At 51.9% G+C, this 15,352-nt stretch carries 15 protein-coding genes; 5 read left to right on the forward strand and 10 right to left on the reverse strand.

What is annotated here, in order from left to right:
• Nucleotides 1–65 precede the first annotated feature (65 nt).
• The 4 genes from fdnG to fdhE are packed head-to-tail and all read left to right on the forward strand — an operon-like array spanning nt 66 to nt 5,589.
• Complete coding sequence (gene fdnG / locus ACU8YC_RS22190; protein WP_151224153.1) at nt 66–3,116, forward strand: formate dehydrogenase-N subunit alpha; 3,051 nt, start codon at nt 66–68, stop codon at nt 3,114–3,116.
• Between the two features lie 12 nt (nt 3,117–3,128).
• A complete protein-coding gene (fdoH, locus tag ACU8YC_RS22195) occupies nt 3,129–4,031 on the forward strand; it encodes a formate dehydrogenase O subunit beta (RefSeq protein ID WP_106107909.1) in 903 nt (300 codons plus the stop codon).
• Nucleotides 4,028–4,663, forward strand: a complete 636-nt coding sequence (fdoI, locus tag ACU8YC_RS22200) for a formate dehydrogenase cytochrome b556 subunit (protein WP_446895750.1) — start codon at nt 4,028–4,030, stop codon at nt 4,661–4,663. Before fdoH ends, fdoI begins: the two co-directional genes overlap by 4 nt.
• Complete coding sequence (gene fdhE, locus ACU8YC_RS22205; RefSeq protein WP_003028685.1) at nt 4,660–5,589, forward strand: formate dehydrogenase accessory protein FdhE; 930 nt, start codon at nt 4,660–4,662, stop codon at nt 5,587–5,589. Before fdoI ends, fdhE begins: the two co-directional genes overlap by 4 nt.
• A gap of 36 nt (nt 5,590–5,625) precedes the next feature.
• Here fdhE and ACU8YC_RS22210 read toward each other — a convergent pair whose 3' ends face one another.
• Both ACU8YC_RS22210 and ACU8YC_RS22215 read right to left on the reverse strand, forming a co-directional pair.
• A complete protein-coding gene (locus tag ACU8YC_RS22210; protein WP_151218414.1) occupies nt 5,626–6,000 on the reverse strand; it encodes a type II toxin-antitoxin system VapC family toxin in 375 nt (124 codons plus the stop codon).
• Nucleotides 6,000–6,242 carry a ribbon-helix-helix domain-containing protein gene (locus ACU8YC_RS22215; RefSeq protein ID WP_187254043.1) on the reverse strand — a complete coding sequence of 81 codons (243 nt, stop codon included), beginning with the start codon at nt 6,240–6,242 and terminating at the stop codon, nt 6,000–6,002. The genes ACU8YC_RS22210 and ACU8YC_RS22215 overlap by 1 nt, the downstream gene beginning before the upstream one ends.
• A gap of 196 nt (nt 6,243–6,438) precedes the next feature.
• On the opposite strand from ACU8YC_RS22215, the gene ACU8YC_RS22220 reads away from it, so the two are divergent.
• Nucleotides 6,439–7,347 carry an alpha/beta hydrolase gene (locus tag ACU8YC_RS22220; protein ID WP_187254013.1) on the forward strand — a complete coding sequence of 303 codons (909 nt, stop codon included), beginning with the start codon at nt 6,439–6,441 and terminating at the stop codon, nt 7,345–7,347.
• A gap of 150 nt (nt 7,348–7,497) precedes the next feature.
• Here ACU8YC_RS22220 and fabY read toward each other — a convergent pair whose 3' ends face one another.
• The 8 genes from fabY to ACU8YC_RS22260 form a co-directional block, all read right to left on the reverse strand.
• The gene (gene fabY, locus ACU8YC_RS22225) at nt 7,498–8,439 is read right to left on the reverse strand and encodes a fatty acid biosynthesis protein FabY (protein WP_003825286.1); all 942 of its coding nucleotides are present in this window, start codon (nt 8,437–8,439) and stop codon (nt 7,498–7,500) included.
• Nucleotides 8,440–8,483: 44 nt separating this feature from the next.
• The gene (gene dtd / locus ACU8YC_RS22230) at nt 8,484–8,921 is read right to left on the reverse strand and encodes a D-aminoacyl-tRNA deacylase (protein ID WP_151218412.1); all 438 of its coding nucleotides are present in this window, start codon (nt 8,919–8,921) and stop codon (nt 8,484–8,486) included.
• A complete protein-coding gene (locus tag ACU8YC_RS22235; RefSeq protein ID WP_003028669.1) occupies nt 8,918–9,790 on the reverse strand; it encodes a virulence factor BrkB family protein in 873 nt (290 codons plus the stop codon). The genes dtd and ACU8YC_RS22235 overlap by 4 nt, the downstream gene beginning before the upstream one ends.
• Nucleotides 9,784–10,383 (reverse strand): glucose-1-phosphatase, encoded by a 600-nt coding sequence (gene yihX, locus ACU8YC_RS22240; protein WP_003028663.1) that lies wholly within the window; start codon nt 10,381–10,383, stop codon nt 9,784–9,786. Before yihX ends, ACU8YC_RS22235 begins: the two co-directional genes overlap by 7 nt.
• 90 nt (nt 10,384–10,473) lie before the next feature.
• Entirely contained in the window at nt 10,474–11,364 is an 891-nt protein-coding gene (locus ACU8YC_RS22245) for an aldose epimerase family protein (protein ID WP_071696215.1), read from the reverse strand.
• Nucleotides 11,365–11,394: 30 nt separating this feature from the next.
• Nucleotides 11,395–12,720: an MFS transporter gene (locus ACU8YC_RS22250; protein WP_446895751.1), complete on the reverse strand. Its 1,326-nt coding sequence runs from the start codon at nt 12,718–12,720 to the stop codon at nt 11,395–11,397.
• A 104-nt stretch (nt 12,721–12,824) separates the two neighbouring features.
• Nucleotides 12,825–14,258 carry an MFS transporter gene (locus ACU8YC_RS22255; RefSeq protein ID WP_071696214.1) on the reverse strand — a complete coding sequence of 478 codons (1,434 nt, stop codon included), beginning with the start codon at nt 14,256–14,258 and terminating at the stop codon, nt 12,825–12,827.
• Nucleotides 14,259–14,327: 69 nt separating this feature from the next.
• Complete coding sequence (locus tag ACU8YC_RS22260) at nt 14,328–15,338, reverse strand: zinc-dependent alcohol dehydrogenase (RefSeq protein WP_446895752.1); 1,011 nt, start codon at nt 15,336–15,338, stop codon at nt 14,328–14,330.
• Nucleotides 15,339–15,352: the final 14 nt, after the last annotated feature.

Consider the following 15,352-nt stretch of genomic DNA (forward strand, 5'->3'; position numbering starts at 1 on the left):
TTCCCTCACGCTCGAGTAACGGAAAAGTGAAGGGAACGTGACAATGTCGAAACAAGGAGCAAACCATGCAGGTCAGCAGAAGGCAGTTCTTTAAGATCTGCGCTGGCGGTATGGCAGGCACCACGGCAGCGGCACTGGGCTTTGCACCCGGCGTAGCGCTCGCGGAAACACGGCAATATAAACTGCTGCGTACCCGCGAAACCCGTAACACCTGCACTTACTGTTCCGTTGGCTGTGGACTGTTAATGTACAGTCTCGGTGACGGAGCAAAAAACGCCAAAGCATCCATCTTCCATATCGAAGGGGACCCGGATCACCCGGTGAACCGTGGCGCGCTGTGCCCGAAAGGGGCAGGACTTGTGGACTTCATCCACTCCGAAAGTCGCCTGAAATTCCCGGAATACCGCGCACCAGGTTCTGATAAGTGGCAACAGATTAGCTGGGATGAGGCATTTGATCGCATCGCTAAGCTGATGAAAGAAGACCGCGACGCAAACTACGTTGCACAAAACGCCGAAGGCGTAACCGTTAACCGCTGGCTTTCCACCGGGATGCTGTGTGCTTCCGCTTCCAGTAACGAAACCGGCTATTTAACGCAAAAATTCTCCCGCGCGCTCGGTATGCTCGCGGTCGACAACCAGGCACGCGTCTGACACGGACCAACGGTAGCAAGTCTTGCTCCAACATTTGGTCGCGGTGCGATGACCAACCACTGGGTCGACATTAAAAACGCCAACCTCGTTGTGGTGATGGGCGGTAACGCCGCTGAAGCTCACCCGGTCGGGTTCCGCTGGGCGATGGAAGCCAAAATTCACAATGGCGCGAAGCTGATTGTTGTCGATCCGCGCTTTACGCGAACCGCAGCGGTGGCTGATTTCTATGCTCCGATTCGTTCTGGTACTGACATTGCATTCCTGTCAGGCGTCTTGCTGTACCTGCTGAATAACGAAAAATTCAACCGCGAATACACGGAAGCCTATACCAACGCCAGCCTGATCGTACGTGAGGATTACGGTTTCGAAGATGGCCTGTTCACTGGCTATGACGCGGACAAACGCAAGTATGACAAAACCAGCTGGAACTACGAACTGGATGAAAAAGGCTTCGCCAAACGCGATGTCACGCTGCAACACCCGCGCTGCGTGTGGAACCTGCTGAAACAGCACGTTTCCCGTTACACGCCGGATGTCGTAGAAAACATCTGCGGTACGCCGAAGGCTGATTTCCTGAAAGTGTGCGAATACATCGCAGAAACCAGTGCAAAAGACAAAACCGCGTCGTTCCTGTACGCACTGGGCTGGACGCAGCACTCCGTTGGTGCACAGAACATCCGTACCATGGCGATGATTCAGTTGCTGCTTGGCAACATGGGGATGGCTGGTGGTGGCGTTAACGCTCTGCGCGGTCACTCCAACATTCAGGGTCTGACCGACTTAGGCCTGCTGTCACAAAGCCTGCCGGGCTATATGACCCTGCCAAGCGAGAAACAAACTGACCTGCAAACCTACCTCGCCGCCAACACGCCAAAACCGTTGCTGGAAGGTCAGGTGAACTACTGGGGCAACTACCCGAAATTCTTCGTTTCCATGATGAAGGCCTTCTTTGGCGATAAAGCGACAGCGGAAAACAGCTGGGGCTTCGACTGGCTACCGAAGTGGGATAAAGGGTACGACGTCCTGCAGTACTTCGAGATGATGAACCAGGGCAAAGTGAATGGCTATATCTGCCAGGGCTTTAACCCGGTAGCATCGTTCCCGAATAAAAACAAAGTTGTGGCTTCACTGTCCAAACTGAAGTTCCTGGTCACCATCGACCCGCTCAACACCGAGACGTCGACCTTCTGGCAGAACCACGGTGAGTCGAACGATGTGGATCCGTCGAAAATCCAGACCGAAGTATTCCGTCTGCCGTCCACCTGTTTCGCCGAAGAGAACGGTTCTATCGTCAACTCCGGTCGCTGGTTGCAGTGGCACTGGAAAGGCGCGGACGCCCCGGGGATTGCCGTTACCGATGGTGAAATCCTCGCCGGTATCTTCCTGCGCCTGCGTAAGATGTATGCCGAGCAGGGTGGTGCGAACCCGGAACAGGTGCTGAGCATGACCTGGAACTACTCCACACCGCACGAACCGGCTTCGGAAGAAGTGGCGATGGAGAGCAATGGTAAAGCACTGGCCGATATTACCGACCCGGCAACGGGTGCAGTCATCGTTAAGAAAGGCCAACAGCTTAGCTCGTTCGCCCAACTGCGTGACGACGGTACCACTTCCAGCGGCTGCTGGATTTTTGCCGGGAGCTGGACGCCGGAAGGCAACCAAATGGCGCGTCGCGATAACGCCGACCCGTCAGGTCTTGGCAATACGCTGGGCTGGGCATGGGCGTGGCCGCTCAACCGCCGCATTCTGTATAACCGCGCGTCTGCTGACCCGCAGGGGAATCCGTGGGATCCAAAACGTCAGATCCTGAAATGGGATGGGGCGAAATGGAGCGGGATGGATATTCCAGACTACAGCGCCGCCGCACCGGGCAGTAACGTTGGGCCGTTCATCATGCAGCCGGAAGGGATGGGACGTCTGTTTGCTATCGATAAGATGGCGGAAGGTCCGTTCCCGGAACACTACGAGCCGTTTGAAACGCCGCTGGGGACTAACCCGCTGCATCCGAACGTTATCTCTAACCCTGCCGCGCGTATCTTCAAAGATGACGCTAAAGCGCTGGGTAAAGCGGATAAATTCCCGTACGTCGGTACGACCTATCGTCTGACTGAGCACTTCCACTACTGGACCAAGCATGCGCTGCTCAATGCCATCGCACAGCCAGAACAGTTTGTGGAAATTGGCGAGAAGCTGGCGAATAAGCTCGGCATCTCTCATGGCGATACCGTCAAAGTCTCCTCTAACCGCGGCTACATTAAAGCCAAAGCAGTGGTGACTAAACGTATTCGCACGCTGAAGGCTAACGGTCAGGATATCGACACCATCGGTATTCCGATTCACTGGGGTTACGAAGGTGTGGCGAAAAAAGGCTTTATCGCTAACACGTTAACGCCATTCGTCGGTGATGCAAACACGCAGACGCCGGAATTTAAGTCCTTCCTCGTGAACGTGGAAAAGGTGTAACGGAGACGACCTATGGCTTATCAATCGCAAGACATCATTCGTCGTTCCGCCACTAACGGTTTCACCCCCGCGCCTCAGGCGCGGGATCACCAGGAAGAGGTGGCGAAGCTTATCGACGTCACCACCTGTATCGGCTGTAAAGCGTGTCAGGTGGCCTGTTCGGAATGGAACGACATCCGTGATGAAGTGGGCAGCAACGTTGGGGTGTACGACAACCCTGCTGATTTGACCGCTAAATCCTGGACGGTAATGCGCTTCTCAGAAGTGGAACAAAACGACAAACTGGAGTGGCTTATCCGCAAGGATGGCTGTATGCACTGTGCCGATCCGGGCTGCCTGAAGGCGTGTCCGGCTGAAGGCGCAATCATTCAGTATGCCAACGGTATCGTCGACTTCCAGTCCGAGCAGTGTATCGGCTGTGGCTACTGTATCGCAGGCTGTCCGTTCGACGTGCCGCGCCTCAATCCGGAAGACAACCGCGTGTATAAATGTACGCTGTGCGTTGACCGTGTCGTGGTCGGGCAAGAACCGGCCTGCGTGAAAACCTGCCCAACCGGCGCGATTCATTTCGGTACCAAAGAATCGATGAAAACGCTGGCGGGCGAGCGAGTGGCGGAGCTGAAAACCCGTGGCTACGAAAATGCAGGTCTGTACGATCCGGCAGGCGTTGGCGGTACACACGTGATGTACGTATTGCACCATGCCGACAAGCCGAATCTGTATCACGGCCTGCCGGAGAACCCGGAAATCAGCGCCACCGTGAAATTCTGGAAAGGCATCTGGAAACCACTCGCAGCCGTTGGCTTTGCAGCGACATTTGCGGCCAGTATCTTCCACTACGTCGGCGTAGGTCCAAACCGTGCGGAAGAGGAAGAAGACAATCTGCATGAAGAAAAAGACGAGGTGCGCAAATGAAACGACGTGACACCATCGTGCGCTACACGGCGCCGGAACGCATCAACCACTGGATCACCGCCTTCTGTTTCATTCTGGCGGCAGTGAGCGGGATGGGCTTTCTCTTCCCGTCTTTTAACTGGCTGATGCACATCATGGGCACGCCGCAACTGGCGCGAATTGTGCACCCATTTGTCGGCGTGATTATGTTTGCCTCGTTCATCATCATGTTTTTCCGTTACTGGCACCACAATCTAATCAATCGGGATGATATCTTTTGGGCGAAGAATATTCGTAAGATTGTCGTCAACGAGGAAGTAGGTGACACGGGACGTTATAACTTCGGCCAGAAATGCGTATTCTGGGCGGCGATTATCTTCCTGGTCCTGTTGCTGGTGAGCGGAGTGGTCATCTGGCGTCCATATTTTGCGCCTGCTTTCTCAATCCCGGTGATCCGATTCGCGTTAATGCTGCATTCATTTGCCGCAGTAGCGCTAATTGTGGTTATCATGGTGCACATTTACGCCGCCCTTTGGGTGAAAGGCACCATTACCGCGATGGTGGAAGGATGGGTTACCAGTTCATGGGCGAAGAAACATCACCCGCGCTGGTTCCGTGAAGTCCGCCAGAAACAGGAAAAGTCATCTGAATGAGTATTCGCATAATCCCGCAAGATGAGCTGGAGAAGAGCGAGAAACGCACGGCGGATATGATTCCGCCGTTATTATTCCCCAGACTCAAAAATTTGTATAACCGCCGCGCTGAACGTCTGCGCGAGCTGGCCGAAAACAACCCGCTGGGCGATTACCTGCGCTTTGCCGCGCTGATCGCCCACGCGCAGGAGGTGGTGCTGTACGACCATCCGCTGCAGATGGATCTGACCGCGCGCATCAAAGAAGCGAACGATCAGGGCAAACCGCCATTGGATATCCACGTCCTGCCCCGCGACAAACACTGGCAAAAGCTGCTGCAGTCGTTGATTGCTGAGCTGAAGCCGGAGATGAGCGGTCCCGCGTTAGCGGTGATCGAGAATCTGGAAAAAGCCTCAGAGCAGGAACTGGAGCTGATGGCCAGCGCGCTGTTTGCCTCTGATTTTGCCTCCGTCAGCAGCGACAAAGCACCGTTCATTTGGGCTGCCCTGTCGCTCTACTGGGCGCAGATGGCGAGCCTGATCCCCGGCAAAGCCCGTGCGGAATACGGTGAACAACGTCAGTACTGCCCGGTGTGTGGTTCAATGCCGGTCTCCAGCATGGTGCAAATCGGTACCACTCAGGGCCTGCGTTATCTGCACTGCAACCTGTGCGAAACCGAGTGGCACGTAGTGCGCGTGAAGTGCAGCAACTGCGAGCAGAGCCGTGATTTAAACTACTGGTCACTGGATAACGAACAGGCGGCAATCAAAGCTGAAAGCTGCGGTGACTGCGGGACTTACCTGAAGATTCTGTATCAGGAAAAAGACCCGAAAGTCGAGGCCGTGGCCGACGATCTCGCTTCACTGATGCTGGACGCGCACATGGAGCAGGAGGGCTTTGCCCGCAGTTCCATCAACCCGTTCCTGTTCCCGGGTGAAGGGGAGTAAGGTCTTCACACTACCGGGCGGCGTAAGTCGCCCGGGTTACAGTGTATACGGTGTAACCACACCAGATATGCCTGCAAAATCCTTAGTATTTCGCGTAACCAGCGTAAGACGATGAATCTGTGCTGTTGCCAAAATAATGGCATCCGGCAATTTCATCCCATATTCCTGCCTGATACCCACGCTTCGTTCAGCAATATCCTGTGAAACACCGATCACGTTAAATGCGCTCAACGCAACGCGTGTGCGGGATTCCTGATGGTATTTCTTTGCCGCAACCATCACTTCCATCCAAGTGATCAGGCTGATCGCATTCTGTGGCGGCCATGTTTCTATCGCTTGCTTTGCTTCACTCATTCCACTAAACAGGTCGATGAGGATGTTAGTGTCAAAAAGCGCGGATCCTTTGACCATTACCATTCCTCACGAAGTTTGCGTTGGTACTCAACGCCATCTTCCTCACAACCTTTCCAAAGTCCGAGAGCGCTGGAAATTGTGGTTGCAGCCTGATCCTGCCTTTCCAGATACTGCTCAACGGCCTCGCGCAAGAGTTCAGCACGAGGTAAGTTGCGCTGCACCTTGAGATCATCAAGACGTTTAATCACTTCATCTGATAAATCGAGTAATATTCTACCCATATCCATCCCAGTCATTATACTCATATATACCTCAAGTATATCATCAGCGATTAATTTCCACACAACATACACCTGAGAAAAGCGGGAAAATAGCCTTCACGTGAACGATTTTTACTTTTGCGAGCCACTTTCCAGAATCATACCCTCCCCCATTTTCATTCATGCCAATCCAGGTTATAAAACTGTATATCCATACAGATAAGAGTATTTAAAAATGGCACTGGAAAGCGGGATTGCGCAGTTAGTTGAGGCATTTATCGCGGCGGGACGTCCTTCTTCCCGTGAGCAGAATATTGATGACCGGAGAGCCAGCTATATTGCCAGTACAACATTGGCCGGAGAAACAGAAACCCGCGTACAGGTTGAAGATATTGAACTCGATACCATGACATTTCGCGTTGTTTCGCCTCTAAACACTGCGGGAACGCTACCCTGCGTCATTTACTATCATGGCGGATGTTTTGTCAGCGGTGGGTTTGCTACGCATGATAACCAGCTAAGGCAGCTCGCCTGGTTCAGCGGGTGTCGGGTCATTGCAGTACAGTACCGCCTTGCGCCAGAGCATACCTTCCCGGCAGCACATGATGACGCTGAAACCGGGGCCAATATCATCTGGAAGTATGCTGAAAAACTAGGTATTGATCGCGAGCGCATCACACTTGCTGGTGACAGTGCGGGTGGACACCTGGCGCTGGTCACTGCACTACGCCTGAAAGCGGCCAGGCAATGGCAACCTGCGCAGCTTATGCTGATCTACCCGATGCTGGACGCAACCGCCAGGTTTGCGAGCTATGAACATAATGGGCAGGATTACATTATCACCCGCGACACGCTACTTTCGGGCTACGAGATGTATATGCCGAAAATCGACCCGTTGCATCCCGAAGTCAGCCCGCTCTGGCGTGAAGACTTCAACGGTTTGCCGCCCACGCATATCATTACCGCTGAATTCGACCCACTGCGAGATGAAGGCGAGGCCCTGTATCAACGTATCCAGGAGCAGGGTGTAGAGTGTACTTGCCAACGCTATCTCGGCGTTATCCACGGGTTTTTCCAGTTGACAGGGGTGAGCCCGGCGGCAAGAAGCGCTATGCGGGATGTGGCCTGGCGGTTTAGCCAATAAGGGTATTCATGAGTTCTGAAATTAAGGAGGGTACTCATTAATACAACCACCGCCAGCATGCGTTTTTTATCAAAATGCGGATTATGGCGTTTTCATAATCCGCATTTTACATCAGCAAATGTACCCAATATTACATTTCAGCTACAGAAACTACTCTTCCTCATTCCCGCCTTCTTCATACGCGCCAAACGGTTTCGCGGGTAGCACAATATAGGTACCTTCAAACACGACACCCGGCGTGTCATCGCCAAACACCCCGACCTGCATCTGCACACGCGCCTTGCGGCCTCTTGCCAGACGGTCGAGGTCACCGCTCAGCGACCCCAGGTCGGCAATAGCAGTTGGTTTTCCGGTGATCGGCCTGCTGTATCGGATATGCGCGTCGGCGAGGATGATCGTTCCACCCAGATGACGCTCGCGCAGCATCAGCCAGATCAGCCCCCAGCCCGTTAACGTCGCCAGTGAAAACAGGCTTCCGGCAAACAGCGTGTGGTGGGGATTCTGATTGCCTGTCTCGGGCATCGTGGTGATAAATTTCTGCCCGGTGTACTGCTGAATGCGCACGCCCATTTTCTCGCTCAATGGTATATGTTCGTACCAGGCTTGCTGTAGCTGTCCACACCAGTCCCCGCGATGGAGAATATCGTCCAGCGTCGCAATGGGCTTAATCATCAAAAAGTGGCGCACAGGCGTGGTTTGCGGTGTGGTGATTTCCCCCTGGCTCACAAAACCGAGCTTGGCGAAAAATTCGACAGCATCTTCACGGGCGCTACAAGTGACGCGCTTTACCCCTTCCTGACGCGCCACAGACTCCAGGGTCATCGCCATCAGCGTGCCCAGCCCTTTCTCTTGCACGGAGGGGTCTACGGCCATAAAACGTATGGAGGCTTCGTTATCCGCATTGATATACAGACGCCCTACCGCAACCAAATTCCCCTCTTCGTCCACCACCATCTGGTGATGCGCCATCGCGTCCCAGGCATCCCGTTCGGAGCCTTTTGGCTGGTGCAATGGTTTACGCAGCATCTCCCAGCGAAACTGGTAGTAGCGCTCCAATTCTTCTTCTGTTTGCGGTACTCGAAGGTGATACATAGTCGTATTCTCTCTTGTTGTCCGCGGCCATACCGGTAGCTGGTTCATACTTGTAACCAGAACGTCACGGGACCATCATTAACCAGTGAAACCTGCATATCCGCAGCGAATCGACCGGTTTGCGTATTCATTTCCTGTTGGCGGCAACGCTCAACAAAGTATTCATACAGCGCTTCTGCCCGCTCGGGCACTGCGCCTTTAGAAAACCCCGGACGCATGCCGCGCTCGGTATCTGCCGCCAGCGTAAACTGTGAAACCACCAGCACGCTGCCGCCTGACTGCTGCACGTTGAGGTTCATTTTGCCTTCGGCATCGCTAAAAATCCGATAGCCGAGTACGCGCTCACACAGACGGTTCGCTTTCTGTTCGTCATCATCCCTTTCGACACCTAACAGGACCAAAAGTCCCGGGCCAATTTCACCCGTCACCTCGCCCTCCACGGTGACGCTGGCACGGGTTACGCGCTGAATTAATGCAATCATGGTTGCTCTGCTTCTTCTTCTTTTGCGGCTTGTTTAAGTTTGCGGTATTCCCCGAGAGTGACAGTTATTTCCGCGCCTAGCAAGACGATACACCACGTCCAGTATACCCAGACAAATAAAATGGGAATCACTGCCAGAACACCGTAAATGAGCTGATACGACGGGAACATCGTGATGTAGAGCGCAAATCCTTTCTTTCCGGCTTCGAACAACACGGCGGCCACAAAGGCGCCAATAACCGCGTCACGGTTGGGCACACGCGTAGTCGGTACAATGCTGTAAAGCAGCCAGAATGAGAGCCAGGAAAGCACCAGCGGGAAAATACGCAGGACGTTATCAATCACCGTGTTGAGATCGCTGGCCCAGCGCAGTGACAACAGATAAGAACTGATCGCCAGACTGGCTCCCGCCAGCAGTGGGCCCAGCGTTAAAATCATCCAGTAAACGGCGAAAGAGTAAACTTTAGGGCGAGTGCGTTTACTGCGCCAGATAGTATTCAGCGCATTATCAATGGCATACATTAACAATAACGCTGTGACAATCAGCCCACATGCCCCGACTGCCGTCATTTTATTCGAGTTGGCGACAAACTGTTCGATATAACGTTGAATGACGTCTCCCGTCGCCGGGATAAAGTTTGCGAAAATAAAATGACGTAACTGGACACTGACGTCGGAAAACATCGGAAATGCGGCGAAAAGCGCAAATACGACGGCAATAAGCGGCACTAATGAGAGCAATGAAACGTAGGCAAGATTCCCTGCCAGCGTCGTCATGTTGTCCTCATCAATCCGCTGCCATAGTAGCTTCAGCCAGTCTCGTACAGGACGCGTATGATGCCTGGCTTGCTGCTGAACATTTTTTAGCATAACAACGTCGCGAAATAGTCAGGAATGGTCTTTTTATCGACGACCTGGATACTGGTGATCCCTAACCGGTTAGCCCCTTCAATATTATCGGCGTTATCGTCAAAAAAGACGGCATCGTGCGCAGAAAAACCTTCAGACTGCAGGACGTGCTGGTAAATTCGCGCTTCCGGTTTACGCATGCCCAGTTCCTGGGAAAGGTAAATATGATCAGCAGCCTGACGGATCTCGGGGTATTCATCCGGCCAAAACGTGGTGTGCAGGCGGTTGGTATTTGACAAGACCACCACCCGATGCCCCTGCTCACGCAGCTTTTGCATGATGTCGATAACCTCAGGGCGCAAGGCGACAAACACGGCCTGCCAACCGTGAGAGAACTGCTCGTAACTTAGCGGCAGCGCCATCTCATGACATAGCGCCTCGGCGAAAGCTTCATCCGTTATTTCGCCTCTCTCGTGCTGGTGAAAAGCCTCTCCCATGGTGAAACTTTGCTTTAGCGAAGCCAGTGGTACACGGCTTAGATCGCTCCATGTACCCAACACGCGGTTGAAGTCGATATCGACAATCACATTACCCAAATCAAAGATATAGAGCATGCCCTTCTCCTTATTCGCCGTGGATGAATAACTGTAGCGGGAAAGGAGAAGTTTGACTATGCGTCCCTGTCGGGATTATTGGCTAAGCCATCAGAATTCCTGTGTAAATTGCCAGCGCGACTCAATCACCAACGGAAGACCTGCACTGACAAACTGCGGTGTCCTATTTATCGCATTTGGCGCCTGAGTAAGCGGATTGACACATGTTGCGTCGGGCTGTTTGTCAAAGATAACCAGACTTTGCGCACTCGATGTCATCGTCATACTCAGCTTACCTGGCCACTGTAATCTGACATTGAGACCGTCATTAAAACCAAAGCAGTCATCCCACGGACCTGATTGCGGAGGGATTTTATTACCTGTTGGTAACTCATTATTCCCGGCTTCTTCCTGCCAGTTGGCCTTAAAACATACCAGTAATTCATCTTCTTCATTCTGCTGGCCCAGTTGTTTTACAAACCAGGGGTGCCATCCAGCAGATGCCGGAAAAGTTTCAGACATGGTGTGAATTTCAAGTCGCAGAATTAACGCATCGTCTTCAAGAGTCAACGTCTGCAGGACCTCTCCTTGCCAGGGCCAAGGAGCGCCAAGTGGCATGCGCAGTTTCAAGGTGTCTGCTTTATGTTCGACAATTTCCCATGATGAATAACAGGCCATACCATGTAGAGCATGGGGCGGTTTGTTAGCAGGTAATGCGTACTGCTTCTCCCCCATTGTTAACGTTGCATCGCCAAGGCGGCCTGCCCAAGGAACCATAGGAAAGCAGCCATACTGAAATGCTTTACGCTGTGGCTCCCATTGACGTAACACTTCAAAACCAAATGCCTGTAGCGAGGTGATTCTGGCACCATCACGCGGAAAAACTTGCAGATGTAAATGTCCTTTTTCCAGCAAAATAGGTTGGCCGATCGGTCCCGGCCAGGCGGTATCAAAAGCACGCTGTAATGCTTGATAATGCTCAGTATTCAATTCATTGTTCATGTTATTGCTCTCTGATATTTCGGTAAGAAGTTAAATGTTATTAGCGTCATTTTTATTGCCTGAATGTGGCTCTATAAGCCAGACGCAAATGAATGAAAGTATTGAGATAACAAACAGAAACAGTGCTACATACCACGGTTTCCCGCCTCCCAGTGCCAACAAGCTGGAAGCAATTAGCGGGCTTAACCCACCCAGAATTGCTGAGAACTGATAGGCAAATGAAAGACCCGTATAACGCACTCGTGTTCCGAACATACGGGTAAATAAGGTGGGCTGTACAGCAAACATCATCGTTGGCCCCAGGTTATAGCCAAGAATCATGCAGCACCAAATAATGAGTGTGCTTTTTGTATCCAGGAGCATGAAGAATGGAAATGCGAAAAGGATGCAAAAACCAGCGCCAAACAAATACATCCGCCGTTGCCCAACGCGGTCGGAAATCCAACCAATTAATGGACAACATACAATGCCAATTGCCGAAGCGATCAACATACCGTTGAGTGGAATATCCCTGGATAACGCCAGCTGACTAGAAATATAGACAATCCCAAACGCATTAATAATATTCGACGAAACGCTCTCTGCCAGTCTCGCGCCAAGCGCCAATAAAATATTACGTGGATGTTTGCGGAAAAGTTCAATCAACGGCGGCGCTGATTTTTTCTTCGATACAGCCGTTTTTTGTTTCTTAAAGTCCAGAGTCTCTTCAGTATGCAGTCGTATGAACATCCCAACAATTAACATGATGGCAGACAGCCAAAAAGGGATACGCCAACCCCAATCCAAAAACTCTTCTTGGGTTAGAAAGTGATTACATATTGCAAACACCCCTGTCGCCAGCATAATCCCAACCGAGGCTGCCGTTTGTGGAAGCGAACCTAAAAATCCTCGTTTTGCTTCAGGCGCAGATTCAATAGTCATTAATGCGGCTCCGCCATATTCCCCACCTAGACCGAATCCCTGCACCAGACGCAAAACCATCAAAATAATCGGAGCCCAGATACCAATGTCCTTATATGTTGGTATGAAGCCGATTAAAAACGTTGATGAACCAACAATCGCTAATGTCCAAATCAACGTTATTTTGCGACCGACTTTATCGCCAAAGTGGCCAAAAACAATGCCCCCTAACGGACGTGATAAGAAACCAACACCAAAAGTCGCGAATGCGGCGATCAGACCAATAAAAGGATCGCTATCAGGGAAAAATAGAGGAGCGAAGATAAGCCCCGCTGCCGTTCCGAAAATGAAAAAATCGTACCATTCCATCAGTGCGCCAGCGAAACTTCCCATGACAACGCGCCTCATGGCTTTGCCGGATAGTTCTTTCCCTTGTGCCTGTACTATTTCAGCCATAATTTTCCTCTCCGGGTCGGCGAGAAATCTGCGCAATAAAATCACTAAAAAAGCGGCGGATTTATACGAAAAAGCGCGTCGACATTTTGCGACGCGCTTGCTTGTTATTTATCCAGCTCAGCCAGTACCTCAGCGTCTTCAGCGTCAACGTTTGCACCAAGTGGTTCCCACTTGATCAATACGCATGTCAGGAAACCAAGGAAAGGAACAACTGCCAGCCAATAGAATGCATCTGTCTTTAGCGCTCCCCATAACATAGGCCAGAAAATAAGTCCGGCAATTGCCCCTGTACGCATAATGGCACGAGCAAATCCTACGCCGGTCGGGCGAATAGATGGTGGATAAGAAAGTGTGGCAATGGTCATTCCCAGGCCGCCCGGGCCCGCTGAATGGAAGAAAATGATTGCGCCCAACAAACCTAAAGAAAGCCATGGGTTGGTGGTTGCTAATGCACCTAAAGCCAGTAATGCAACCGTTACGACGGCGAAACCATACATCGACTGAAAGCGAGTACCCAAACGCTGGAGGATAAGTGAACCAATCAATCCACCTGTAATGCCACACAGGGCATTCACTACCGCAGAACCGCTAAGAGCCCCAGTTAATCCACCGCTCAGTATTCCCGCCAAAGTCAGAGGTAAATAAACACCCACGGCGTTATATTGCCAGGCTTGCATCGTCGCCACAACGCAGCCGAGAATAGTACGTTTGCGATAACGTGAGTTAAATAAAATCCCATAACCACCATGAAACTTACTTTCTGTTTTTTCAGCAGAAAAATCATCGCTTTTTGGTTTGGCAGCAACGCGAGCATGAACACCATAGCGTTTAGCCAGAATATCGCAGGCTTTATCATAACGTCCGACTCGTGCGGCCCACATTGCAGACTCACCGATGAAGAAATAACGCAGGATCATGATAATGACGGCAAAAATAGCACCAATGAAAATACCATAGCGCCATAATTGCTCTTCTGCGATACCCGACAACAACAGTGGAAGCAGCACAAGATAGACGACCGTAGTTGATACATACCAGGCCATTTGCCAGAGATTAACTGACGAACCGGTTTTCTTAGATGTTGAGCCGCGTAGTTCTGCCACCGCATTTGTTGCCAGCGGGAAATCAATACCCAAGCCAAATCCCATGATTACGCGACACACCAGCACCCACCAGATGTTCGGGGCTATCGCGACGGCTGCGGCACCTATTGTGCACAGGCCCATTCCGATGATAAAAGCACGCTTTTGACCAAAGCGGTTAATCACACGGTTCGCCAGTAATCCACCAATCAGGGCGGCGACTAAAACAGAGGCGTTAACCGTCGCCGCCAGCCCCGGTGAAATACCAAATTGCAATGCAATATATTTATTACCAAACCCCACCATCGCCGCCTGATAGGCATCAATTAGAATGCCGCCAAGAGCGATAAAAATGACGCCGACACTGGTGTTTACTGCTGAATGTTTGTTAACAATATCAATCACGTCCTGGGGACGGCCGATCGAGTAAGGTGTAGGACTGGTGATGTGACTCATCGCAGCATCCTTTTTCATTGTTGTAGGATGGCGCTACCCATAAGCAGCGCCAGACAGAGGGTTACAGCATCAAACCTCAGCAAATTGCAGCATGACTTTTATAGAGTCATTTTGCTGCGCACGTTCAAACGCCTTATCCGCATCTTCGACAGGGAAGAGATCAGTCACCAGTTCGCTGGTGTCAAACCGCCCATCCGCAAGCCATTCAATCACGGCATCGAAGTCTTCCGGGATATACATGCCGGAATTCAACAAATCGCGTTCGAAGCGCTGCATCATCGGAAGAGGTATTTCACGTGGGCCACTCGGTACCCCCATGCACACTACCGTTCCGCCAGCATAAACGTGGGTAAATGCATCATTCAGCGTGGTCTGGGCAGCAACAACATCAATTGCCCCCGTAAAACGGACCTGTGCATCCAATTCCCCCGGAGCCCAGACTTCGGTGGCACCTAGCTTTAACGACAACGCGCGCTTGGCGGCATCAGGTTCGATGACGGTGATCTTTCCCGCGCCCATGATGCGCAATGCTTGAACGATGGATAAGCCTATTGTCCCTGCACCTATCACTAGTACACTTTCCAATGACGCTTTCGGCATACGGCTCACGCAATGACGCGCGCAGGCTGCGGGCTCAGCGAAAGCCAGTGTTTTTAGTGGTAACGAAGCAGGTGCAACATGGCAATTTCGTGCAGGTACAATGTGCTGCGAGCGGGCAAAACCCGGTGCCCGGAAGCCTGCAACCTGTGGCGGCTCACAGAGATTAAAGCGGCCCGCTTTACAAGCACGACACTCCATGCAGGCCATTATCGGGTCGACTACGACATGATCGCCCGGCTTAACATTCGTTACTTCACTGCCCACTTCAGTTACGCGTGCCGCAATTTCATGTCCAGGCACAACCGGAGGTTTTGCAAATGGGTGTCCTCCTTTCAGTACATGCAGATCAGAGCCACATATTCCGTAAAACACCGGAGCAATGCGGACTTCTTGCGGTTTAAGTTCCTGGTGCGGCAGCTCAACATATTGGGTGGTCACCTTCCCAATATCAGAAAATAGAACTTGGGTAATCTTATCCATGGTTCTTCTCCAGA

It is taken from the genome of Citrobacter sp. VF227, from assembly GCF_052950715.1.